The following is a 23,324-nucleotide window of genomic DNA, read 5'->3' as shown; positions in this document are numbered from 1 at the left end:
TCGAGCAACTGGGCCGTGTCCATTTTGTTGGCATGGGAGGCGCCGGCATGTCCGCCATAGCCCGCATCATGCTTAGCCAAGGCGTCCCGGTGAGTGGTTCCGATGCCAAGGCTTCCCCCGCTCTGGCGGAACTGGAAGGACTAGGGGCCGTGGTCCATGTTGGCCACGCCGCCGGGAATGTGGCTGCTGCCAACACCGTCGTCGTTTCTTCTGCGATTCGTCCCGATAATCCGGAGCTGCTGGCTGCCCAAAGCGGTGGCCTCCGCGTGCTGCATCGATCCCAGGCGCTAGCTGCTTCCATGTCCACCGACACGGTGGTAGCGGTGGCCGGCACACACGGAAAAACTACTACCACCTCCATGATCACCGTGATGTTGCGCGGCGCCGGGGTGGATGCGTCCTTCGCCGTCGGAGGAACAGTACAGGGCCTTGGCGTCAATGCGGCTCATGGGAGTTCCGGAGTTTTCGTGGCCGAAGCGGACGAATCCGATGCATCGTTTCTGAACTATCGTCCGACGATTGCCGTCGTGACGAACCTGGAAGCGGATCATCTGGATCACTACGGCACGGCTGAAGCTGTCTTTGCCGCATTCGAAGACTTTGTTTCTCTGCTCCCTGCCGACGGTGTGCTCATTGCCTGCGCTGACGACGTCGGATCAGCGCGTTTAGCCGCACTGGCGGGCGCTGCGGGCAAACGCACTCTTACCTATGGTTTCGATGCTGCCTCCGAGTTGCGCATTCTGCGTAGCACGGGGGAGGGGCTCACCACTGACACGCTTTTGGAACTCCCCGCCGATTCGGGTCGTCCGGCTGGTTCGTTCAAGCTCCACTTGCAGGTCCCCGGCGATCACAACATCTCCAACGCGGCAGCCGCGGTGGCCGTCGCGTGCGAGCTGGGCGTCGATATTGATGCGGCCCTGAGTGCTCTCGGCTCGTTCAAGGGCGCAGCGCGTCGCTTCGAGGCGAAGGGTGAAGTGCGGGGCGTGCGTGTCTTTGACGATTATGCGCACCACCCGACTGAGGTCACCGCGGCATTGAAAGCGGCCAGGACCGTGGCCGGTATACACCGGGTTCATGTCCTGTTCCAACCGCATTTATTCTCACGAACACGCGCGTTTGCAACAGAATTTGCCCACGCCCTGGCCCTGGCGGATACCGTGGCGGTGCTGGATATTTACCCTGCCCGAGAGGAACCCATCGCTGGGGTGAACAGCACGTTGATCACGGATCATTTGGTCGAAGTAGGCGCATACCAACCCGACGCGGCTGCCGCGATATCAACGCTGACTGCGGCAGCCGAATCCGGGGACGTCATCCTCACTGTCGGTGCCGGCGACGTAACAGGCTTCGGTTCGCAGATCTTGGCCGCGCTTCAAGCAAAGCCAGAGCCACAAGCTGACCCAGAGCCGTCCGATCCGGGCAGACCGCAGCAGGCTGCATCCCAGGTCTGCGATGTGATCCCGGTGAGCTGCGCAGATGGGCACCCGCAGGAGGATACCCATGGCTGAGCCACGTCGTCCCCGCGTGATTCGCTCCCGTCCGGGCGCTGCACCGGAACATGCTGTGGAATCGGGCGCAAAGATGCCACCTGCAAGGGCCGTTGCCGAGGAAACGGCTTCCACTGGGAACGCGATATCGACGGAAAATGGCAAGCAGTCTCTGCGTAACAGAAAACGAAGCAAAAGAGGCGAAGAACCCAAGAAGGTGAATTCACCGGCAGTAACTCCAAGCGGAAATGACGCGTCTGCCGGCGCAGTAGGCGCAGCAAGTTCCACTATTCGCGTGACAAGTGGCAAGGTAACGCTCATGCCCGTGCACGTGCTGGATGAGGTGCACCCGGAATCCCCGCTCAGCTCCGAAAGTGACGTACCCGAAAGTGCCAACTCCCTAAGCGCAAGCGCAGAAAGCGCCGCACCCGAAAGTGTGACCACGCGCAGCAGCACGTTCACCAAGGGACTATTAGGCCACCTTGCTTGGTCCTCACGGGCCAGTAAAGCGAGAGCAAAGAATGAGGCTAAGCCGCACTCTGTGGCAGCAGCTCCGATCCAGGATTCGATTCACGGAAACGGTTCCGGTGCCACGGTTCTGGAGTTTCCCATTCGCGCCCGTCGCCGGTTGAGGCGGGGCGTATGGATCTGGACGGGTGCTGTTGTTGCTGTGCTGGCGCTTGTCATGGCGACTGCACTATTTTCGCCCGCACTTGCCGTCAAAACCATTACGTTCGACGGGCGCAAATTGGTACCCGAAAATGCGCTGCAATCGGCCTTAAAGCCCATAATCAATCGCCCGCTGCCACAAGTCACCCAAACAGATGTAGGTGCCTTATTAGCGAGCGTGCCGCAAGTAAAGAGCTTCTGGATTCAGGCCGTACCGCCGTCCACCCTACTGGTGCATGTCGTGGAGAGGGTGCCCGTGGCGTTGTTGAAGAACGCCGACTCCTACCTACTAGTGGATAAGGACGGCGTGCAACTTGGCACCACGGACAAACCAGATTCTGTTCCACTGCCTCTGATAAACGGCGGCAAGGATGCCATTGGAGAGGACACCTTCAAAGCCATGACGGCAGTCCTTGCCACTTTGCCGGCGTCCGTGTTGAGCAAACTGGCTAGCGCCTCCGCAAAGTCGCCGGACGCCGTCGAACTGCAATTGATAGACGGCAAGACCGTGGTGTGGGGAAATGCTACGGACATGAATTTGAAGGCTCAAGTCCTGGGGGCGCTGCTCGCCGCCCCACCACCAGTACCGGAGCGGGGAAAACCCGCGCCAGGACCGGTGCAGGTATATGACGTCAGCGCACCCCGTCATCCTGTGACACGCTAGAGGTGTCAATTGGGGACAAATCGCAGGTTTTTTCTGCGGATTCACGCGACACGCGGGGGCGGTTATTGCATGAGGCGCAGATGCACCATAGCGTCACAGACAAGAGTTAGTTGACATAACTATAACCTTCAAGTTGAAGGTTAAGCTACTAGGGTTCAAGCAGTCCTTGAACCTCCGTGGCGACAGCAGCACCCATTGAACTTTTAGCAAGCAACGAACAAGGGACACGTAACGTGGCAGCACCCCAGAATTACCTGGCAGTCATCAAGGTCGTCGGCATCGGCGGTGGCGGCGTAAATGCAGTGAACCGCATGATTGACGTTGGCCTGCGTGGCGTTGAGTTCATTGCCATCAACACGGATGCTCAGGCGCTGTTGATGTCCGACGCCGACGTCAAGCTTGACGTCGGACGGGAGCTCACACGGGGTCTTGGTGCCGGTGCGAATCCTGACGTGGGACGCCAGGCGGCGGAGGATCATCAGGAAGAGATTGAAGAGGTACTCCGCGGAGCCGACATGGTCTTTGTCACCGCTGGAGAAGGTGGCGGCACGGGAACCGGTGGAGCCCCAGTTGTTGCCAGGATCGCCCGCACTTTGGGTGCGCTCACCATCGGCGTTGTGACACGGCCCTTCACCTTCGAAGGGCGCCGACGAGCCACGAGTGCTGACAACGGCATCGAGGCGCTGCGCGACGAAGTAGATACTCTGATCGTGATTCCCAACGACCGTCTGCTGTCCATCAGCGACCGCAATGTCTCTGTCCTAGATGCCTTCCGCTCGGCCGACCAGGTGCTTCTCTCCGGTGTCCAGGGAATCACCGACCTCATTACAACTCCTGGGCTGATCAACCTTGACTTCGCAGATGTTAAGTCCGTCATGCAAGGTGCCGGGTCCGCGCTGATGGGTATCGGCTCTGCGCGTGGGGAAGACCGCGCAGTCAAGGCTGCCGAGTTGGCTATCGCCTCGCCCCTTCTGGAAGCCTCCATCGATGGTGCGCACGGCGTGCTCCTCTCCATCCAGGGCGGCTCTGATCTTGGCCTGTTCGAGATCAATGAGGCGGCCCGCCTGGTCCAGGAAGTTGCTCACCCAGAGGCAAATATCATCTTCGGTGCCGTCATTGACGATGCCTTGGGAGACGAAGCCCGGGTTACTGTCATTGCAGCTGGCTTCGACACTCCGGATAACATTCTCTCCTCGAATGAGCCGGCTGCCACTCCAGCGACTCCGCCCGCGCCAGCAGGCGCACCTTCTTCGGGAGCCTCTGTTACGAAACTGAACGAATGGGGGCAGCAGTCCACCTCACACGTTTCACCGGACGGCGGCTTTGACGTAGAGCTGCCAGCCATAGTGGAACCGGACCTGACTGGTCACCGTTCAGATGATTTGGACGTCCCTGACTTTCTAAAGTAGAGCCCTACCCCACGGGGTTACTGAAAGGCCAGCTTGTCCATACCGTGGTTCTCCTATGAAGCTCTCCCAGGTGTTTGGGTAGGGTTCACTGATACCACCCATGGCAATCTGGCCTTTCACGTAAACGATGATCCGCTGCGAGTCTCCAGCAACCGGGCAGCTCTTGAAAATGATTTGGCAGTGTTGTCCGGTTCGACGGAGCCGGTGACGCTGGCGTACATGAACCAAGTACACGGCAGCGCCGTGGCAATTGTTGATGGTACTCCTACGCAGGAGACTGTATCTGGGGTTCCAACTGGTCCGACGGCGGACGCCATGCTCTCACGGTCCACGAGCCTTGCGGTGATGGTTGCAGACTGTGTTCCCGTGGTGTTGGTAGGAAGTGACATCGCCGGGCGCGCCGTGCTCGCGGTCGCGCATGCCGGGCGTCCCGGCGTAGAGAAGAAAGTCATAGCAGCAATTGTTCGGCAACTTCGCGCTGCTGGGGCCGTGAAGATTCAGGCCTGGATAGGGCCCAGTGTCTGCGGACGCTGTTATGAGGTTCCGCACGCTATGCGCAGTGCGGTGGCCGCGGTGGAGGCGACAGCCTTTGCGACCACCAGCTGGGGCACGCCATCGCTTGATCTTCCCGCTGCGGTGACTGCCCAACTCCGGAGTCTGGATGTTCTTGTGGACAATGTCGGCGTGTGTACGTTGGAACATCCTGAATTCTTTTCCCACCGACGTGCACTCCGCGATGGTGAGGAAGAAGGACGTTTTATTGGCTTTGTCACCCTAACCTCACCTTCTTTTTAGAAAGCTTGCGCATGAACACTTTGGATGCACGAACCAAGCAGCTGGCCGATAACCTAAAGGGAGTCAGGGAACGGATATCCATAGCCAGTGATGCCGCGGGACGGAAGCCACCCACCCTGATAGTTGTCACGAAGTTCCATCCGGCAAAGGACGTTCGCCGTCTCATGGAACTGGGAGTGCGCGACGTCGGTGAAAACCGCGACCAGGAAGCTGGCGCCAAGGCGATCGAGGTTGCACAGAGTTCCCTCCGCTGGCACTTTATTGGTCAGCTGCAAAAGAACAAGGCGAAGAGCGTTAGTGCCTACGCCCATTCGGTACATTCGATCGACAGAAAATCGCTGGTTCCCGCGCTCGACCGGGCTGTGCGTGCACAGGCCGACGTGAACGGGCGAGCGCCGTTGGAATGCTATATCCAAGTGGATCTATCCGCGGGGCCGGCCGCGTGCGACCCTGACGCCAGCACCGGCGGCAGAGGAGGCGCGGCGCCGTCGCTCATCCCGGAGCTGGCATTCCTCATAGCGCAGACGGCCGGACTTCGCCTGGCGGGGCTCATGGCTGTGGCTCCTCTTGGGGTTGACCCGGCTCCAGCGTTTGAATGCTTGGCGCGCTACTCGGATGAGCTTGTTGCGCAGTATCCCGGGGCTACGGGGATCTCCGCGGGAATGAGCAACGACCTGGAAGCGGCTATCACAGCCGGCGCGACACACCTGCGTGTCGGTTCGGATATACTCGGCCCGCGTCCTGGCATACTGTAGCGTTTTAAGTGTTCGCAACAGCGTTCACTTTTGCGAAGTTTCACCCGCAGCTAGCAGATAAATGAGGAGCTAACCATGGCTGGCGCCCTGCGCAAGACAATGATCTACCTTGGTCTCGCCGACGGTGACGAGCACTACGACGCCGAGCAAGCCCCTGCGCTCCATAAGGCTGATGCCGACTCCTCGGACTTTGGCCGTGAATCCGCGCCGACTTCGGTGCCAACTAGCGATCCTGATGAAGCTAGAGCAAGCGAAGAAGAATACCGGGCACCGGTCACCCCGATCAAGCGTGCCGCATCGAATCGGGAAGAGGCCGCCAGTTTGCGTCAAATCACCACTGTTCATCCCCGCTCTTACAATGATGCAAAGATCATTGGCGAGAGCTTTCGTGATGGCATTCCCGTCATTATGAACGTGACGGATATGGGAGAGGCCGACGCGAAGCGCCTCGTTGACTTCTCTGCTGGCTTGGTCTTTGGCTTGCGTGGCTCGATCGAACGAGTCACCAATAAGGTGTTCTTGCTCTCACCTTCGTACATCGAAGTGCTGGGTGACGACAAAAAACTCTCAGATACTCAAGCCAGCTTCTTCAACCAGAGCTAGATACCGTAGCCCTACGAAACTCAAACTTCCATTGCCCGGGCACAAAGTGTCCGGGCAATGCGTTATATAAGGTGTTGGCTCAATTGCTGATGCGCAAGTTTAGTTTTGTCTGGTTTTTGTCCCATCCTCCGACTACGGAATGTGAACACGTACGTGTCAATTGTTTTCGGCCTTCTTTACCTTTTGCTCCTGCTCTACTTCCTAGCGCTAATGCTGAGGCTAGTATTCGACTGGATTCAGGTATTTGCCCGTGACTGGCGGCCCCGCGGGTTGGCTCTTCTTGGTGCCTCCATTATCTACCGTCTAACAGATCCGCCTCTGCGCAAGCTCAGGGCACTGATTCCGCCGCTTAGAATCGGCAACGTGTCTCTGGACATCGGCTTCCTTTTGCTCCTGGTGGGGGTCGGAATTGGGATGAGCGTGACACGGAATTTGGTAGTTTAGCCCCACGTCGTTAGTTTTCATCGCTGAAAAGATATACTCTAAAAAAGATAGAACCCAAGTGTAGATCCATTGATTTACATTCGGTACCGTAGTTCGGAAGGCTTAGGCCCAACCCGAACTCACTAAGACCAATGAGGTGACCAGATGGCGCTTACGCCAGAAGACGTTGTCAACAAACGGTTCCAGCCGACGAAATTTCGTGAAGGCTACGACCAGGACGAAGTCGACGACTTTCTAGACGAGATCGTCGTTGAACTTCGTCGGCTACACCAAGAAAATGACGACTTGCGCAAGAAGCTCGCTGATTCTGGCGAGAACCCACAGACTGCTCCGGCGGCTACTGTGCCAGCAGCGGCGAAAGTCGCTCAGGTAGTTGAGCCCGTTCCGGCGCCACCTGCGGAAAAGGCGGCTCCCGAGCCTGTCGTTGAGTCTGCTCCCGTAGTTGAGGCCGCTCCGGCAGCTCCAGCTACCCCTGCTGCTGCCGCACCGAGCATCTCTGGCGTGGAATCTGCTGCGGGCGTCCTCGCCATGGCTCAGAAGCTTCACGACGAGTATGTCAATGCAGGTGTTGAACAACGCGACAAGATCATTGCCGAGGCTCAGATCGAGGCAAGCTCCCTGGTTAACGACGCACAGGAAAAGAGCCGCAAGACCCTAGGCGCTCTCGAGCAGCAGCGCTCGGTTCTGGAGCGCAAGGTCGAACAGTTGCGCGGCTTTGAGCGTGACTACCGCTCTCGTCTGAAGACCTACATCGAAGGTCAGCTACGCGACTTGGACGCTCGTGGTTCAGTTGCTTCCCCGGATTTCTCCGAAGGCAGCTCAGAGTCCTAGCAACACACAAGAAACCGGCGGTGCGGGGATTCCTGTCCGCCGGTTTCTTGGCGTTAACGTCGATTTCACCCACCGCTCACTCTTGCTGCAGGGCACCTATGATTAGGGTGTGCGGTGGTTGTTTGTCTGCGCCCGCACGGTGTTTATGCACCAGTTCCGCCTGCGAAACGAAAGTATTATGAGCGACGACTCCTTACAACTTCCCAGTCCAGATCCTGCAGGAGATGGCGCACATGCGACGGCTCCGCTGAATGCCGGACCTACCCCCATCCGGCGCATTCGGCGGCGTACCTTCATCGCGTTTTGGCTTGGTTTTGCTTTACTGACTTATGTCTTGGATCAGCTGAGCAAAATCTGGGTCGTGACTACGATGACCGAAGGGCATAGTACGCCTGTAATTCCGGGCATACTTCAGTGGTACTACATCCGTAATTCTGGGGCCGCATTCTCTATTGGTGAGAACTTCACGTGGTTCTTCACCTTGGTGATGGCGGGCGTTGCCGTATTTATCATTGTCTTGTCGCGCCGTATTGGTTCAATCTGGTGGGGGATAGGTCTGGGCTTGCTGTTGGGCGGTGCGCTCGGTAATCTCACTGACCGTCTTTTTCGTGAGCCGTCTTTTGGCATGGGCCACGTAGTGGATTTCATCTCCTTCCCGCACTTTGCCATCTTTAATATGGCGGACATGGGTGTTGTGGGTGGTGTCATTACCATTTGTATTCTCACTTTGATAGGCATTCCATTGGGCGGAAAAGTCGCCATTTCCCCGATCGTCTCTGCGCAAAGTCCGCACGATGACTGAAACTTTCCTTGTTCCCGAGGATGCTGTCGGACGGCGCATCGATGCCGCTCTGGCCTCTTTATTGGGTATTACACGAACGGCCGTTGCCTTATTGTGCAGCGAAGGCAATGTGCTCCAAAACGGCGTGGTGTGCGGAAAGTCCGACAAACTTCGAGCCGGAGCCAGCATTGCGGTGACTATTCCCGAACGCCGCGACCCACTAGCCGTGATCGTAGAACCGGTGGAGGGGCTGGAAATTCTTCTCGATGATGACGATTTCGTGGTCATCGACAAACCCGTAGGAGTGGCAGCTCACCCATCGCCAGGGTGGGTAGGCCCCACGGTGGTGGGTGGCCTGGCCGCGGCGGGATACCGCATTTCAACATCCGGAGCTGCCGAACGCACGGGAATTGTGCATCGTCTGGACGTAGGTACCTCCGGAGCTATGGTGGTTGCCAAAACTGAGCACGCCTACACGGTGTTGAAGGATGCGTTCCGGACCCGGAGCGTGAAAAAGATTTACCACACCGTGGTTCAGGGCCTTCCTGATCCGCTGCAGGGGACCATTGACGCTCCGATAGGACGCCACCCCGGCTACGACTGGCGCTTTGCCGTCATCGAAGACGGCCGCCCATCAATAACGCATTACGAGGTATTGGAGGCATTCGGTAAAGCCTCCCTGTTGGAAGTCCACCTGGAGACTGGACGCACCCACCAGATCCGTGTTCACTTCTCCGCGCTGCGGCATCCGTGCGCTGGGGATCTAACCTACGGAGCAGACCCGAAGCTGGCGGCTGAGTTGGGTTTGACCAGACAATGGTTGCACGCTCACAAGCTGGGTTTTACCCACCCGACATCAGGCGAATGGGTAGAAGTGACCAGCGGCTACCCAGCTGATCTGAGGTACGCGCTGGAGCACTTGCGCGAAGGCTACTAGGCCTCCTGTGTGCGGAGGGGGAGGCTGGACCCGGCCAGGTGTCGAGCCCAGCCGTCCTGTCCTTCACCACGTAGAATGATTTGGTGGCTAGCTCATCGACTGACAGTTTTGTTCATCTTCATACACATACCGAATACTCCATGCTGGACGGCGCGGCACGTCTGAGTGAGCTTTTCGAAGAGACCAACCGGCTCAAAATGCCGGCGTTGGCAACCACGGACCATGGTTACTTGTTCGGTGCTTTCGACTTTTGGAAAAAAGCCACGGAAGCTGGTGTTAAGCCGATCATCGGCATTGAGGCGTATGTCACACCCGGGACCTCCCGAACAGACAAGACACGCGTGAAATGGCGCACTGATGAGAGCCAAAAAAAGGACGATGTCTCCGGCGGCGGTGCCTACACGCATATGACACTGCTTAGCTACAACAACCAAGGCATGCGCAACTTGTTCCGCGCCTCCTCAATCGGTTCTCTGGACGCGGTGTTCGGAAAATATCCGCGACTTGATCGGGAATTGCTCAACGAGTACCACCCCGGCTTGATCGCCACCACTGGCTGTCCATCCGGGGAGGTACAGACAAAGCTGCGGCTTGGACTTTACAACGAGGCCAAGACTGCCGCAGCAGAGTTCCAGGACATTTTTGGCAAGGAGAACTATTTCTGCGAACTGATGGACCACGGCCTGGACATCGAACGTCGCGTGACTAAAGACCTTCTGAAATTGGCGCGTGAACTGGACATTCCTCTGGTGGCCACCAACGACTTGCATTACACGCACGAGCACGATGCCAAGGCGCACGAGGCCCTTCTGGCACTGCAGTCGGGTTCGACGCTGCTGGAGCCCACGTATGACAACGGCGGATCCCGGTTCGCATTCAACGGCAGTGGCTACTACCTCAAATCACCGGCAGAGATGCGCCAGCTGTTCGCTGAACTCCCGCAAGCCTGCGACAACACGCTTTTGATCGCTGAACGGTGTGAGGTTTCATTCAACACCGAAGCCAACTACATGCCGAAGTTCCCATGCCCGCCCGGAGATGACGAAACGTCGTGGCTGGTCAAAGAGGTCGACGTCGGACTGGCCTACCGTTACCCTCTGGGCATCCCAGACGACGTCCGGGCCCGAGCTGATTATGAGCTCGATGTCATTATCAAAATGGGATTCCCTGGCTACTTTTTGGTGGTGGCAGATTTTATTAACTGGTCCAAGGACCACGGCATCCGAGTGGGGCCAGGGCGCGGATCTGGGGCAGGGTCCATGGTTGCCTACGCCATGCGAATCACCGACTTGGACCCACTCCAACACGGGCTCATTTTTGAACGTTTCCTGAACCCGGAACGCGTCTCCATGCCCGACTTTGACGTGGATTTCGATGATCGTCGCCGTCATGAGGTCATTAAGTATGTGACCGAAAAGTATGGTGATGAGCGTGTCGCCATGATCGTTACCTACGGCAGTATCAAGACTAAACAGGCGCTTAAAGACTCCTCGCGAGTCCTTGGCTATCCGTTTAGTATGGGGGAGTCTCTGACCAAAGCCTTGCCACCTGCCGTCATGGCTAAAGATATCTCTCTGGCGGACATTGAGGATCCCAAAGCCAAGCGCTACGGGGAGGCTAACGACTTTCGCCAGTTACTCCTCAGCGACCCCGAGGCTGCCAAGGTCTTTGAGACGGCCAAGGGTCTAGAAGGGCTCAAGCGACAGTGGGGCGTCCATGCCGCAGGCGTGATCATGAGTTCTGACCCCATCATCGACGTCATCCCGGTTATGCGCCGTTTTCAGGATGGGCAGGTCATCACGCAGTTTGACTACCCAACCGCTGAGGGTCTGGGCCTGATCAAGATGGACTTCTTGGGGTTGCGAAACCTCACGATCATCACAGACGCACTGGAGAACATCAAGGCCAACCAAGACATTGACTTGGACCTAGAACATCTTCCTTTAGACGATTCACAATCCTACGAGCTCATGGCTCGCGGGGACACGCTGGGGGTTTTCCAGCTCGACGGCGGCCCCATGCGCGGCTTGCTCAAGCTCATGCGCCCGGATAACTTTGAGGATATTTCGGCCGTCTTGGCGCTGTACCGTCCGGGCCCGATGGGCGCTGACTCACACACAAATTATGCCCTTCGCAAAAATGGTCTTCAGCCCATCACGCCTATCCACCCGGAGCTGGAGGAGCCACTTGCCGAGATCCTTGGTGGGACTTATGGATTGATCGTCTACCAGGAACAGGTGATGTCGATTGCCCAAAAGCTGGCCGGCTATTCCTTGGGACGGGCAGATATCCTGCGCCGGGCCATGGGCAAGAAGAAGAAGTCTGAACTGGATAAGCAGTACGCAGGCTTCCACCAAGGCATGTTGGATAACGGCTACTCCGACGCAGCGGTCACCACATTGTGGGATATTCTGCTGCCGTTCTCCGACTACGCGTTCAATAAGGCTCACTCTGCCGCCTATGGCGTGGTCAGCTACTGGACCGCATACCTGAAGGCTCATTACCCCGCCGAGTACATGGCGGCGTTGCTGACGTCTGTGGGTGATGACAAAGACAAGTCTGCCCTCTACCTCAACGAATGCCGGCATATGGGTATTACCGTCCTAGCCCCGGATGTCAACGAATCCGCATTGAATTTCACCCCTGTCGGATCGGATATTCGATTCGGCATGGGAGCCATCCGTAACGTCGGCTCCAACGTGGTGAACTCCTTGGTGGAGTCACGTAAGGACAGGGGGAACTTTGAGAGTTTCTCAGACTTCCTCATGAAGGTCCCAGCTGTGGTGTGCAACAAGCGCACGATCGAGTCTTTGATCAAAGCCGGGGCCTTTGACTCCTTGGGTCACCACCGCAGGGCCCTCGCCATGATCCATGAGGAGGCGATCGACTCCGTCATCACGCTCAAGCGCAACGAAGCCGTGGGACAGTTCGATCTCTTCGCTGGATTGGGAGATGCGGATATGGAGTCAGATTCCGCGCTCATCACCGAGATTCCTGACCTTCCTGAGTGGGAGAAGAAAGACAAACTTGCTTTTGAACGCGACATGCTGGGTCTCTACGTTTCGGACCATCCTCTCCAGGGCTTAGAAGGTATCCTGAGCCAGAACGCAGACATGTCCATCACCCAAGTGCTCTCCGATGAAGGCCCTTCGGACGGGCATATCATCACGATTTCGGGCATGATTACCAGCCTGCAGCGCCGCATCGCGAAGAGCTCTGGTAATCCCTATGCACGCTGTGAGGTAGAAGACCTCGGCGGATCCGTTGAAGTCATGTTCTTTGGCCAGGTGTATGGGCCAATAGCGAATATTCTCGCTGAAGACCTGATCGTCGTTATCAAGGGACGCTTGCAAAAACGTGACGACGGCGCCATCACCTTGAACGCCATGGAACTCACGGTCCCGGACCTCAGCGAGGGTATGAACGGCCCCCTTGTCATTCATATGCCAGAACATAAAGCCACCGAATCCGTGCTCCTTTCGTTGAAGGATGTGCTGGGCACCCACCGGGGAAACACTGAGATCAAGATGCATCTGAGCGGGACTCGTAGCGTGAAAATCATGAAGCTGCCGCTGCATCACAGGGTGAACCCGACACCGGCCCTATTTGGGGATTTGAAAGTTTTATTGGGGCCAGCATGCTTAGAAGGCTAATCTGAGCCGGCGTGGCGCGTTAGGGTGGGGCCATGAGAAAAACGCTGCGTCGCCGTTCGATGGTTAGAGCCCTGGGGCTGCCTTGGGTCATCCTCACAGGGGTCGGCGGACTAGGTGTCGGCGTGGCGTGGTGGCTGCTGGCCCCAGGAGGAGCGTTTTATGGCGATGTCACGGACTACGCCACCTGGCCAGCCCGAGATCTAGCCCTCGGTGCACTGTGCGTAGTTGCTGGCATCGCCACAGCTGTGCTGTTACTCCGTAGTAACCGAAGAGGAGATGCTCGGCTGAGGACCAAGTTTGTGGCCACAATCGTCGGGAGTTTGCTCGGCTCGGTGCTGGCCTGGCGGATGGGTGTTTTTGCTGGGGACCTCTTTCACGTTCCCCCGGCGAATATGGCGAATCCTAGTATGGTTTTTTCGCTCCGCGCCGCATCTGTACTTTTCCTATGGCCGCTGGCTGTAGCTTTTGTAGTATTCGTCCACGCATGCGTTCGCTACGCCCTTGTTCCAGTCTCAACTAATGAATCGGTGCCGGTGCCAGTGTCTGGACTGTGACGGCAACGGATCGGTTTCCATCTCTCACACGCTAAACTTGATCACGTGAACACCCCCGAAATTTCCTCGTCCAAGCTCGCTGCCGCTACGCAAGAAACAGCTGGCCATTTTGAGTTTTCCCGCACGGACCTGCGCGGGCGCACCTTGACTCTGGCAGAGCTCAAGGCGGCCGTGCCTCGAACGCAGACCAGCACTCTCACCACAGCAGAGGCGGCCGTCAAAGACATCATCGCCGACGTCCGGTCCCGTGGCTTCGTCGCCTTGGCCGAGCTGGCGCACAAATTCGACGGTGTTTCTTTAGTTCATCCGCGCGTGCCTGCCTCGGCACTTGCAGAAGCACTGGCGACGCTTGATCCTTCGGTCCGTGCAGCCTTGGAAGAATCAATTGCCCGTGCCAAAGCCTTTGCGGCGGCCCAGTTGCCGAGCAATGTGGACTTAGACATTGCCGACGGCGCTGTTGTCTCCCAGCACTGGATCCCTGTCCGGCGCGTGGGCCTTTACGTGCCAGGAGGTCTGGCAGCCTACCCGTCTTCGGTGATTATGAACGTGGTGCCTGCGCTTGCAGCTGGCGTCCAGTCAGTGGCTCTTGCCTCGCCGCCCCAGAAGGAGTTTGGCGGCTTGCCGGATATGACGGTCCTAGCGGCTGCGGCGCTACTAGGAATAGACGAGGTGTATGCGATGGGGGGAGCGCAGGCCATCGCTGCTTTTACCTACGGTGTGCCTGCCGGCACGACTTCGAGCAACGACGGCGCGGCGCTGGACCCCGTAGACGTGCTCACCGGGCCCGGCAATATATTTGTGGCCACGGCCAAGCGCCTTGTCAAAGGCGTAGTCGGGATCGATTCTGAGGCTGGAGCTACAGAGATTGCTGTACTAGCTGACCAGAGTGCCAACCCTGTTTTTGTTGCAGCAGACCTCATTAGTCAGGCTGAGCATGACCCCAATGCGGCGTCCGTCTTGGTGACCACTTCGGAAGAACTCGCACAAGCCGTTGATGCCGAATTGGTTATTCAGGTGGCCGCCACACGGCATCGTCAGCGCGTGGAAACTGCTCTTTCGGGCCCGCAGTCTGGTGTCGTGTTAGTGGATGACATCGCGTCAGGGATCGCTGTATGCAATGCCTATGCTGCAGAGCACTTGGAGATCGTAACGGAAAATGCCGAGGAAGTGGCAGCTCAGATTACCAGCGCGGGTGCCGTTTTTATCGGAGAGTACAGCCCAGTAAGCCTGGGGGACTACTGTGCTGGCTCCAACCATGTACTTCCAACGTCTGGGACGGCGGCTTTCTCCTCGGGACTGAACGTCACGACGTTCTTGCGTGCGGTCCAGTTCATTCGATACACCAAGGCTGCATTGGCGCAGGTGGCCGACCACGTGGTGACGTTGTCAAAGGCCGAAGGCCTACCGGCCCATGGAGACGCCGTTGCCGTGCGATTTTCCTAGGCACAATTTTTTTGTTGAGGTAGCCTCGCCTGCAATCGCCGAGTGAGACCCGGTAAAAGTTACCTGATTGTAGTTTCCTAAAATGTGACCATAGACTGGTGATGAAAACTAGCCGAAGGGATCTGGATGTATTGCCCGTTTTGCCGCAATCCTGACTCCCGCGTGGTCGATTCTAGGTTGTCTGACGATGGCTCTTCTATTCGACGACGTCGCCAGTGCACCGAATGCGGACGCCGGTTTAGTACTGCGGAAACGGCCAGTCTGTCGGTGACAAAACGATCCGGAGTAGCGGAGCCGTTTAGCCGCAGTAAGGTCATCAGTGGCGTGCGTAAGGCCTGCCAGGGGCGTCCAGTAACTGATGATAACTTGGCCATGCTCGCTCAAGAAGTGGAAGAATCCATTCGAGCCAGCGGTGCAGCGGAGATTGACGCTAACGACGTCGGGCTGGCGATTCTAGCGCCCCTGCAGCGCCTGGACTTGGTAGCTTACTTGCGTTTTGCCAGCGTCTACCAGGCTTTTGAATCTTTGGATGACTTTGAAAAGTCCATCAAAGAACTTCGCCGTGAATACCCGGCTGGAAAGCCGGACCCGAAGAGTCACTAGGCCCGGTAATCGTTTGGCTTGGCACTGGTTTGAAGGGGAAGCCCGGAACGCACCTGCTACTTTGTGAGCTTGAAGTGGACAGCAGCCTGCAGGGCGCCGCCAACAATGCCAGCATTGTTGGCCAGTTCGGCGGGAATGATTTTGGTCCGCAACTTCAATTGCGGTAAATAGTCTTCACTGCGTTTGGAAATCCCGCCCCCAACGATGAAGAGTTCTGGGGAGAACAAAAACTCCACGTGCGAGAAGTAGCGCTGGAGTCGAACCGCATACTGGTCCCAATCTAGGCCGTCGCGTTCCCTCGCAGTTGCGGAGGCCTTGGACTCGGCGTCCACGCCGTCGATTTCGAGGTGACCAAGTTCGACGTTGGGAATGAGTTTTCCATCATGGATAAAAGCTGAACCGATTCCCGTGCCAAGTGTGATAACCAAGACGGTGCCCTTGACTCCTTGCCCGGCGCCATAGCGGGCCTCGGCCAGTCCAGCTGCGTCGGCGTCGTTCATAACCTGAACGTCACGGCCCAATTCTTTGCTGAAGATTTTGTCCACGTCGGCGTCGATCCATGATTGGTCAACGTTCGCTGCGGAGCGGGCTATTCCGTGAGAGATGATAGCCGGAAAGGTGATGCCGACCGGGGCGTCTTTGGCGGGGGCATGATCCCGGGTCATTAATTCGGCCACGATCTCTTTAACAACCTTTGCAACTGCTTGGGGCGTTGAGGGTTGCGGGGTGCTGATCCGGTATCGTTCACCCTCGATCTCGCCAGTGGCTAGATTGACAATTCCACCTTTGATTCCGGTACCACCAATGTCGATGCCTATGACGGTGTGGGGTGACGGGTGCTTCTTGGACATGCAGTGCTCCAAAGGTAGGTGTGGGCAACGGAAAAGTTTGAGGGTAAGCCGATGATGCTCGGTGGGCTCAGGGAAGTGTGAGCACTTGCGCGCCGGTGGAGGTCACTACCATTGTGTGCTCAAATTGTGCGGTTCGTTTGCGATCGCGGGTCAGTACTGTCCAGTCGTCTTCCCACATATCCCATTCAACGCCGCCGAGCGTGAGCATGGGTTCAATCGTGAAAACCATGCCTTCCTCGATGACAGTGTTGTATGCCGGTGCCGCGTCATAATGCGGAATGATCAAGCCCGTGTGGAAGGCCTCGCCCACACCGTGGCCCGTGAAATCCCGGACCACCCCGTAACCAAAACGCTTCGCGTAGGAGGAGATGGTGCGTCCGATCACGTTGATCTCCCGACCCGGTGCCACCGCCCTGATGGCACGGTTCAAAGACTCTTGCGTCCGTTCCACGAGTAACTTGGATTCTTCGTCAACGTCACCAGAAAGGAAGGTGAAGTTGGTGTCGCCGTGAACTCCATTTTTGAACGCCGTGATGTCAATGTTGATGATGTCCCCGTCCTGAACCACCGTGGTGTCGGGAATGCCGTGACAAATCACCTCGTTGATCGATGAACACAATGACTTCGGGAAACCGCGGTAGCCCAACGTTGAGGGGTACGCCTGGTGGTCAAGAAGAAATTCGTGGCCTACCCGGTCCAATTCATCGGTCGTGACACCAGGGATGATGTGTTTGCCGACTTCCACTATTGCTTGTGCAGCAATCTTTGAAGCGATGCGGATTTTTTCCAAAGTCGCTGCGTCTTTGACCTCTGAGCCGGTAAAAGGGGCAGGGCCAGCATTGCCCACGTACTCGGGGCGGGGGATGGCGAGCGGAACAGGACGCAGCGCACTGACAACGCCGGGGCGTAATGTTCCAACAGGTGCAGTTTGTGCAATCGAAGACATAGCAACATCCTATAAGCAATGTTCCGTCAGAGGATCGATCTGCTGGTGGGCCTAAGATGGCAGGAACCGAACGGATCTAACGGAGGAATAATGACACAGTATTGGTACAACGTCACAACGAACCAAGTGGAGAAGGACGCCCAGTCAGGCTGGAAAGAGTTGATCGGGCCCTATGACAGTCATGAAGAAGCCGAGAGCGCCTTGGATAAGGTGCGCCAACGCAATGACGTGGCTGACGCCCTGGATGAGGACGATGACTAGGACTCAGAAGGTGTGCTCCGCACCCGGGAAGACACCGGTTCGCACTTCCTGACCGTATTCTTTTGCGGCATCGCTCAGGACGGTGCGCAGCGATGCGTACTGTTTGACGAACTTGGCAATTTTCCCTGTTCGAAGCCCCGCCATGTCCTGCCACACAAGAACTTGGCCCGTGGTGCTCTTGCCAGCGCCAATGCCGACTGTGGGAACAGTGAGTGCCGCGTCAACAGCCTCGGCGGTGCTGGCCGGTACCATTTCCATAAGCACACAGAATGCTCCGGCATTCGCCAAGGCAACAGCATCTTCAACGAGACCTTGGGCGGCATCGCCGCGACCCTGAACACGGTAGCCGCCGAGCATGTGCTCACTTTGTGGTGTGAAACCAATATGCGCCATCACGGGGACGCCAGCTTGGGTGAGGGCTCGAACCGTGGGGGCGTAGTAGGCGCCGCCTTCTAACTTGACGGCGTGAACAAGGCCTTCCTTCATGAGACGTACTGAGGAAGCGATGGCCTGTTCGGCAGACTGCTCGTAGCTGCCGAACGGCAGGTCGGCAACGACCAGGGCGCGCTTTGCGCCGGAGGTCACCGCACGGGAGAAAATGATCATTTCATCGAGGGTGATCGGCAGTGAAGTCTCATTGCCCAAGACATTGTTCGAAGCAGAATCGCCCACTAGCAAAACTTCAATGCCTGCCTCATCAAAGATTTGTGCAGTGTATTGGTCATATGCGGTGAGCATGGCGAACTTTTGGCCGTTGAGTTTTGCGCCTTGCAGGTGATGGGTACGAATTTTGCCGGTCGTCACGGGTATGGCCGAACCATAAGGGGCGGCTACCTCATCCGGCACTCCGGTTGCTGAGGACGGACGGGATTCGGGCTCGACGGGATTCGAGGAGTTGAGTGTTGCCATAGATAGAGCTTATTACGACTCCGTCACTAAATTCGTTCATGCACTCCCCAACTCCTTAGTAGAGTATTGGGTGCAGGGCCAAAAATGGTGGCGAGAGCCAGTGTCGGGGACCCTGATTCGTAGGTGGGTAAGCGAGCCGAATCGTCAACGGGAAAGAGGCACCGATGGACCGTCAGCAAGAGTTTGTGTTGCGCACCATTGAAGAGCGTGATGTGAGGTTCGTCCGTCTCTGGTTCACCGATGTGGTGGGCAGTTTGAAATCTGTCGCTCTGGCGCCAGCCGAGGTTGAAGGTGCTTTTGAGGAAGGCCTGGGCTTTGACGGCTCCGCTATTGAGGGCCTAGCTCGGGTTTTTGAATCGGACATGCTGGCTCAACCTGACCCGTCAACATTCCAAATCCTGCCGTGGCGTGGGAAGACCGAACAGACGTCGCGTATGTTTTGCGACATCCTCACCCCTGATGGGGAACCCTCAGCCGCGGACTCCCGCAACGTCCTCAAACGCACCTTGGCCAAAGCCGCCGACATGGGTTTTACCTGCTATACGCATCCGGAGATAGAGTTTTACCTTCTCAAGAGCGACAAGCCAGGACCTGACGGAATCCCTATTCCAGTCGATCAAGCCGGTTACTTCGACCATGTTCCCGGAGGTGTTGCGCAGGACTTCCGGCGCACCGCAGTGACCATGCTTGAAGATGTGGGCATCTCTGTGGAGTTTAGCCATCATGAAGGTGGACCAGGTCAAAACGAGATCGATTTGCGCTACGCGGATGCGCTCCAGACGGCCGATAACATCATGACGTTCCGCACAGTCATTCGTGAAGTTGCCATTCAGCAGGGAACTTATGCCACGTTTATGCCTAAACCGTTCTCCAATCATCCGGGCTCTGGCATGCACACGCATTTTTCCCTCTTTGAAGGCGACACCAATGCGTTCTACGAGCCGGGTGCTGAGTTTCAACTCTCCAAGACAGCGCGGCAGTTCATGGCTGGGATTCTCCACCATGCACCAGAATTCACCGCCGTCACTAATCAATTCGTGAACTCGTATAAGCGGCTTTGGGGAGGCGGAGAAGCTCCTAGCTACCTCTCGTGGGGCCACAACAACCGCTCGGCTTTGATGCGGGTGCCGTTGTACAAGCCGGGCAAGGGCCAAGCCGCGCGGTTGGAATATCGCGGAATCGATTCAGCCGCAAATCCGTACCTCGCATTTGCGGTGCTCCTGGGAGCAGGGCTTAAAGGTATCGAAGAAGGCTATGAACTCCCGCCGGCCGCGGTAGAGGACATTGGCGCACTCAGCAGTGGCGAGCGTCGCGCCCTGGGCCATGATCCGCTGCCGTCCAGCCTGCATGACGCGATCCGCCAAATGGAGGAGTCTGAGCTTTTGCCAGAAATCCTGGGCGAGCAGGTGTTTGAACATTTTCTGCGCAACAAGCGCGCTGAATGGCAGGACTATCGGCTAGAGGTCACGCCATTTGAAATCAACCGATACTTGGGGGTGCTCTAAGGCCACCCATGAGTTCCTTGACTCGAATTCTGATTAGCAATGGTTTCTCTGACCTGGAAAAGAGTGAAAGATTCCTAGGCTTTCGGGAGCTGTCAGGACTCGACCAAACCTGGCTTTTGCAGGCCATGAAGCTCGCCAACGACCCAGATCTAGCCGTTCAGTCGCTGGTCAGACTTCTTAGTGCGGTTCCCGAAGCGAGGGAAAAACTTGCGGTACTTGGCTCCGCCCCGGGCGAACAACTCCCTAATGAAGCCTTGTTTCGGCTTCTGGGTGCATCGGAAGCTCTGGCTGAGTTTTTAATCCGACATCCTGAACATCTTGACGTTCTTGACGTGACGATTGCGGCGGAGCCGTTGGCAACGCCTGCACGGGCCCTGCGGGACTCGCTGTTGGAATCGGTGGGCGCTGACCCGTCTTCGGATACTCCCGTGGCAGCCTTGAAAGGCACGGAAGCGCGGATCGCGTTGCGTACCCGCTACCGGCGTCACTTAGCACAGCTGGCCATTCGGGACCTTTGTGCGGCGTCACCGGAAGACGTCATGCCTCTAGTGGGTGCAGAGTTGGCGGATCTCGCAGCGGCGGCTCTTGAAGCAGCATTGTCCGTGGCCAGGGCAGAAATCGCTGAACAATTTCCGCCTGAAGAAGTGGCCGCTATCAAATTAGCAGTCATCGGTATGGGCAAATGTGGGGCTCGCGAACTGAACTACATTTCCGACGTCGACGTCATATATGTCATTGACACGGCGGGGCAAGAAGCTGACACGGAAGTCGTCGGAGAACGTTTTGAGGTGGACGAGGCAAAGGCTGTAACTATAGGCAACGCTCTTGCCTCGGCTATCTCCCAGACCATTTATTCGCCGGAACGTGAACCCGGGCTGTGGGAAGTTGATGCCAATTTGCGTCCCGAAGGAAAAGACGGGCCCTTGGTGCGCACCTTGGACTCTTTTTTGCGCTACTACCACCGTTGGGCCCACGACTGGGAATTTCAGGCACTTCTAAAGGCCCGTTGCATTGCTGGGGACGCAGAATTGGGGGAGCGGTTCGAACGCGGGGTGGCGCCGCTGATCTGGGCCTGCAGTGAGCGGGACGGGTTTGTGGCATCTGTGCAGGCGATGCGCCGCCGCGTCACCTCCAACATTCGCCAGGAAGAGGCTGGTCGCCAGCTTAAACTGGGGAAAGGAGGGCTGCGCGACGTGGAGTTCTCTGTACAGCTTCTGCAGCTAGTGCACGCTAAGAATGACGAATCGATCCGGGTTAAGTCCACCACAGGAGCCATCGCTGCGCTCATGAAAGCCGGCTTCATTGGTCGGAGCGATGCTGGGGCACTTGACGCGGACTACCGGTATTTGAGAGTCCTGGAGCATAGGATCCAACTGGTCCATATGCGCCGTACCCATGTCATGCCAACTGCGCCGGAGCAATTGCGTGCGTTGGCCAGTGCGGTGGCTGGCCCTCTGAGTATAAAGCGGCCCAGCGCTGAGGCTCTTCTGAAGGATTGGGGGAAAGTGAAGCGCGAGGTCACTGCCTTGCATGAGCGTATTTTCTACCGGCCTATTCTGGCCACAGCTGCCCACTTGAGTGCAGCGGACCTCGCACTGACCACGGATACTGCCCGGGCCCGGTTGGCCGCATTGGGCTACCGGGACACGGTAGGTGCGCAACGTCATATTGAAGCCCTTACCGCAGGCGTAAGCCGGCGGGCTGCCTTGCAGCGGCAGCTACTGCCCGTGCTACTGGGCTGGTTGGCCGACGGAGTGGACCCCGACGCCGGACTGCTCGCGTTCCGTCGTGTGAGCGAGGCTCTGGGAACTTCGCATTGGTACCTGGGCATGCTTCGAGATCACCAGGCGGCTGCGGAACGTCTCTGCCACGTCCTCTCCAGCTCCCGTTTGGTCACGGACCTGTTAGTCGTATCGCCAGAAGCGACGGCTTGGTTTGGGAGTGACAAGGAATTGGTGCCGCTGACGTTTGATGCACAGTGGGCCGAAATTCAATCAAAGATGTCACGTCACCCACAATCGGGGGATGCCATCCGGTTGATCAGGTTGATCCGTCAGCGTGAGATTTTGCGTATTGCCATTGCGGATTGTTCGGGATTGTTGACGCAAGACCAAGTCTCAGCAGCCTTAAGCGATGCCGATAGGGCCGCCATCCTGGGGGCCCTCCTGGTAGCGGAGGCGGAAGTTTATGCCGACGAACCTCCGCTGGCTCGTGTTCTAGTGGTGGCTATGGGGCGCCAAGGTGGACGCGAGATCGGCTATGGATCTGATGCGGACGTCTTGTTCGTCCATCGCCAGATCGAGTCATCAGAAGGGGTTTTTGAAGATGGTGCGCCGGCGTCGGATGCTGCTACCCAGCAGGCCCGCGCAATCGTGGCAAAACTGACTGCCATGCTGACACAGCCGGTCCGCCCCGCAATCGTTGCCGAACGTGTTCTGAGCGTCGATGCGGACTTGCGCCCCGAAGGTAAGAACGGACCACTGGTCCGTTCCTTGGACGCGTACCGGGAGTATTACGCGAGATGGTCCTCTGCATGGGAGGCACAGGCTCTTCTCCGAGCCCGCCCCCTGGCCGGATCCGATGATTTGGCTGCTGACTTTGTGACGATGGCTAATCCGGTGCGGTACCCGACGTTCATCTCTGAGAGCGACCTTCGGGAGATTAAGCGTCTGAAAGCGAGGATGGAGTCTGAACGCCTACCCCGCGGCGCGGACCCCGCCCGCCATGTAAAGCTGGGACGCGGCGGACTCAGCGATGTGGAGTGGTTGGTACAACTATGGCAGCTTCAGCACGCCCATGATCACGTTGGACTGCAAACTCAGTCCACGATGCAGGCGCTGCACGTGGCCCGTGACTTGGGCTTGGTGGAGGAAGACGACGCCGAATTATTGGAGGCGGCTTGGCGACTGGCGGGCAAAGTGCGCAATGCCAATGTCATCTGGACCGGGAAGTCATCGGACCTTTTACCGTCGGCTCGTGGAGACCTCGAGGCGGTAGCTAGATGGTGCGGTTACGAGCCAGGAAATGCGGCCGCCTTCGAGGAAGACTATTTGGGTCTTACCCGGCGGGCACGGGCAGTTTTTGAGCGGTTGTTTTACGGTTAGGTCGCTAGTGACAGGGCAGCTGAACGCAGCCTGTGCGCATATAACAATAGACGAGTTATGTAGTGCTGAAAAACATGGCAACCGTGGGCCATAGTTGATAGACACGGAGGTGTTTTGGAG

The 23,324-nt window shown here is 57.5% G+C and carries 20 protein-coding genes; 17 read left to right on the top strand and 3 right to left on the bottom strand.

From position 1 onward, the window contains the following. Positions 1-32: 32 nt before the first annotated feature. The 14 genes from murC to nrdR all read left to right on the top strand — a co-directional run bounded on the left by murC (position 33) and on the right by nrdR (position 15,628). Positions 33-1,508, top strand: coding sequence for a UDP-N-acetylmuramate--L-alanine ligase (gene murC, locus LOH53_RS12235; RefSeq protein ID WP_230068093.1), 1,476 nt, complete (start codon positions 33-35; stop codon positions 1,506-1,508). Continuing rightward, positions 1,501-2,820, top strand: coding sequence for a cell division protein FtsQ/DivIB (locus LOH53_RS12230; RefSeq protein ID WP_230068025.1), 1,320 nt, complete (start codon positions 1,501-1,503; stop codon positions 2,818-2,820). The genes murC and LOH53_RS12230 overlap by 8 nt, the downstream gene beginning before the upstream one ends. Before the next feature lie 233 nt (positions 2,821-3,053). Then, positions 3,054-4,229 (top strand): cell division protein FtsZ, encoded by a 1,176-nt coding sequence (gene ftsZ, locus LOH53_RS12225; protein WP_230068024.1) that lies wholly within the window; start codon positions 3,054-3,056, stop codon positions 4,227-4,229. A 33-nt stretch (positions 4,230-4,262) separates the two neighbouring features. Further along, entirely contained in the window at positions 4,263-5,024 is a 762-nt protein-coding gene (locus tag LOH53_RS12220; protein ID WP_230068023.1) for a polyphenol oxidase family protein, read from the top strand. Between the two features lie 11 nt (positions 5,025-5,035). Further along, positions 5,036-5,779: a YggS family pyridoxal phosphate-dependent enzyme gene (locus tag LOH53_RS12215; protein ID WP_230068022.1), complete on the top strand. Its 744-nt coding sequence runs from the start codon at positions 5,036-5,038 to the stop codon at positions 5,777-5,779. A gap of 75 nt (positions 5,780-5,854) precedes the next feature. Then, a complete protein-coding gene (locus LOH53_RS12210; RefSeq protein ID WP_230068021.1) occupies positions 5,855-6,382 on the top strand; it encodes a cell division protein SepF in 528 nt (175 codons plus the stop codon). 141 nt (positions 6,383-6,523) lie between these two features. Further along, a complete protein-coding gene (locus LOH53_RS12205) occupies positions 6,524-6,826 on the top strand; it encodes a YggT family protein (RefSeq protein ID WP_376991727.1) in 303 nt (100 codons plus the stop codon). A 144-nt stretch (positions 6,827-6,970) separates the two neighbouring features. Further along, entirely contained in the window at positions 6,971-7,657 is a 687-nt protein-coding gene (locus LOH53_RS12200) for a DivIVA domain-containing protein (protein ID WP_230068020.1), read from the top strand. Positions 7,658-7,835: 178 nt separating this feature from the next. After that, positions 7,836-8,459, top strand: a complete 624-nt coding sequence (gene lspA, locus LOH53_RS12195) for a signal peptidase II (protein WP_230068019.1) — start codon at positions 7,836-7,838, stop codon at positions 8,457-8,459. After that, complete coding sequence (locus LOH53_RS12190) at positions 8,452-9,375, top strand: RluA family pseudouridine synthase (protein ID WP_230068018.1); 924 nt, start codon at positions 8,452-8,454, stop codon at positions 9,373-9,375. The genes lspA and LOH53_RS12190 overlap by 8 nt, the downstream gene beginning before the upstream one ends. 83 nt (positions 9,376-9,458) lie before the next feature. After that, positions 9,459-13,028, top strand: coding sequence for a DNA polymerase III subunit alpha (dnaE, locus tag LOH53_RS12185; RefSeq protein ID WP_326832781.1), 3,570 nt, complete (start codon positions 9,459-9,461; stop codon positions 13,026-13,028). A gap of 32 nt (positions 13,029-13,060) precedes the next feature. Continuing rightward, entirely contained in the window at positions 13,061-13,582 is a 522-nt protein-coding gene (locus LOH53_RS12180; RefSeq protein ID WP_230068017.1) for a hypothetical protein, read from the top strand. Between the two features lie 60 nt (positions 13,583-13,642). After that, positions 13,643-15,025 carry a histidinol dehydrogenase gene (hisD, locus tag LOH53_RS12175; RefSeq protein ID WP_376991738.1) on the top strand — a complete coding sequence of 461 codons (1,383 nt, stop codon included), beginning with the start codon at positions 13,643-13,645 and terminating at the stop codon, positions 15,023-15,025. 126 nt (positions 15,026-15,151) lie between these two features. Further along, a complete protein-coding gene (gene nrdR / locus LOH53_RS12170) occupies positions 15,152-15,628 on the top strand; it encodes a transcriptional regulator NrdR (protein WP_230068016.1) in 477 nt (158 codons plus the stop codon). Between the two features lie 56 nt (positions 15,629-15,684). Here the strand turns inward: nrdR and ppgK are convergent, their stop codons facing one another. Together ppgK and map are read right to left on the bottom strand one after the other, a co-directional pair. Beyond that, a complete protein-coding gene (gene ppgK / locus LOH53_RS12165; RefSeq protein ID WP_230068015.1) occupies positions 15,685-16,479 on the bottom strand; it encodes a polyphosphate--glucose phosphotransferase in 795 nt (264 codons plus the stop codon). Positions 16,480-16,546: 67 nt separating this feature from the next. Next, positions 16,547-17,425: a type I methionyl aminopeptidase gene (gene map / locus LOH53_RS12160; protein ID WP_230068014.1), complete on the bottom strand. Its 879-nt coding sequence runs from the start codon at positions 17,423-17,425 to the stop codon at positions 16,547-16,549. 90 nt (positions 17,426-17,515) lie between these two features. On the opposite strand from map, the gene LOH53_RS12155 reads away from it, so the two are divergent. Further along, positions 17,516-17,686, top strand: coding sequence for an SPOR domain-containing protein (locus tag LOH53_RS12155; protein ID WP_230068013.1), 171 nt, complete (start codon positions 17,516-17,518; stop codon positions 17,684-17,686). Between the two features lie 3 nt (positions 17,687-17,689). On the opposite strand, the gene panB is transcribed toward LOH53_RS12155, so the two are convergent. Next, positions 17,690-18,595 (bottom strand): 3-methyl-2-oxobutanoate hydroxymethyltransferase, encoded by a 906-nt coding sequence (panB, locus tag LOH53_RS12150; protein ID WP_230068012.1) that lies wholly within the window; start codon positions 18,593-18,595, stop codon positions 17,690-17,692. 164 nt (positions 18,596-18,759) lie between these two features. Here panB and LOH53_RS12145 point away from each other — a divergent pair, with 164 nt between their 5' ends. Together LOH53_RS12145 and LOH53_RS12140 are read left to right on the top strand one after the other, a co-directional pair. Continuing rightward, positions 18,760-20,100 carry a glutamine synthetase family protein gene (locus tag LOH53_RS12145; RefSeq protein ID WP_230068011.1) on the top strand — a complete coding sequence of 447 codons (1,341 nt, stop codon included), beginning with the start codon at positions 18,760-18,762 and terminating at the stop codon, positions 20,098-20,100. A gap of 8 nt (positions 20,101-20,108) precedes the next feature. Beyond that, positions 20,109-23,204: a bifunctional [glutamine synthetase] adenylyltransferase/[glutamine synthetase]-adenylyl-L-tyrosine phosphorylase gene (locus tag LOH53_RS12140; protein ID WP_230068010.1), complete on the top strand. Its 3,096-nt coding sequence runs from the start codon at positions 20,109-20,111 to the stop codon at positions 23,202-23,204. Positions 23,205-23,324: the final 120 nt, after the last annotated feature.

The sequence above is a fragment of the Arthrobacter cryoconiti genome (assembly GCF_020905375.1).
Classification (GTDB): Bacteria; Actinomycetota; Actinomycetes; order Actinomycetales; family Micrococcaceae; genus Specibacter; species Specibacter cryoconiti.
Note: the sequence above shows the minus strand (reverse complement) of the source record. Positions and strands in the feature narration are given on the sequence as shown.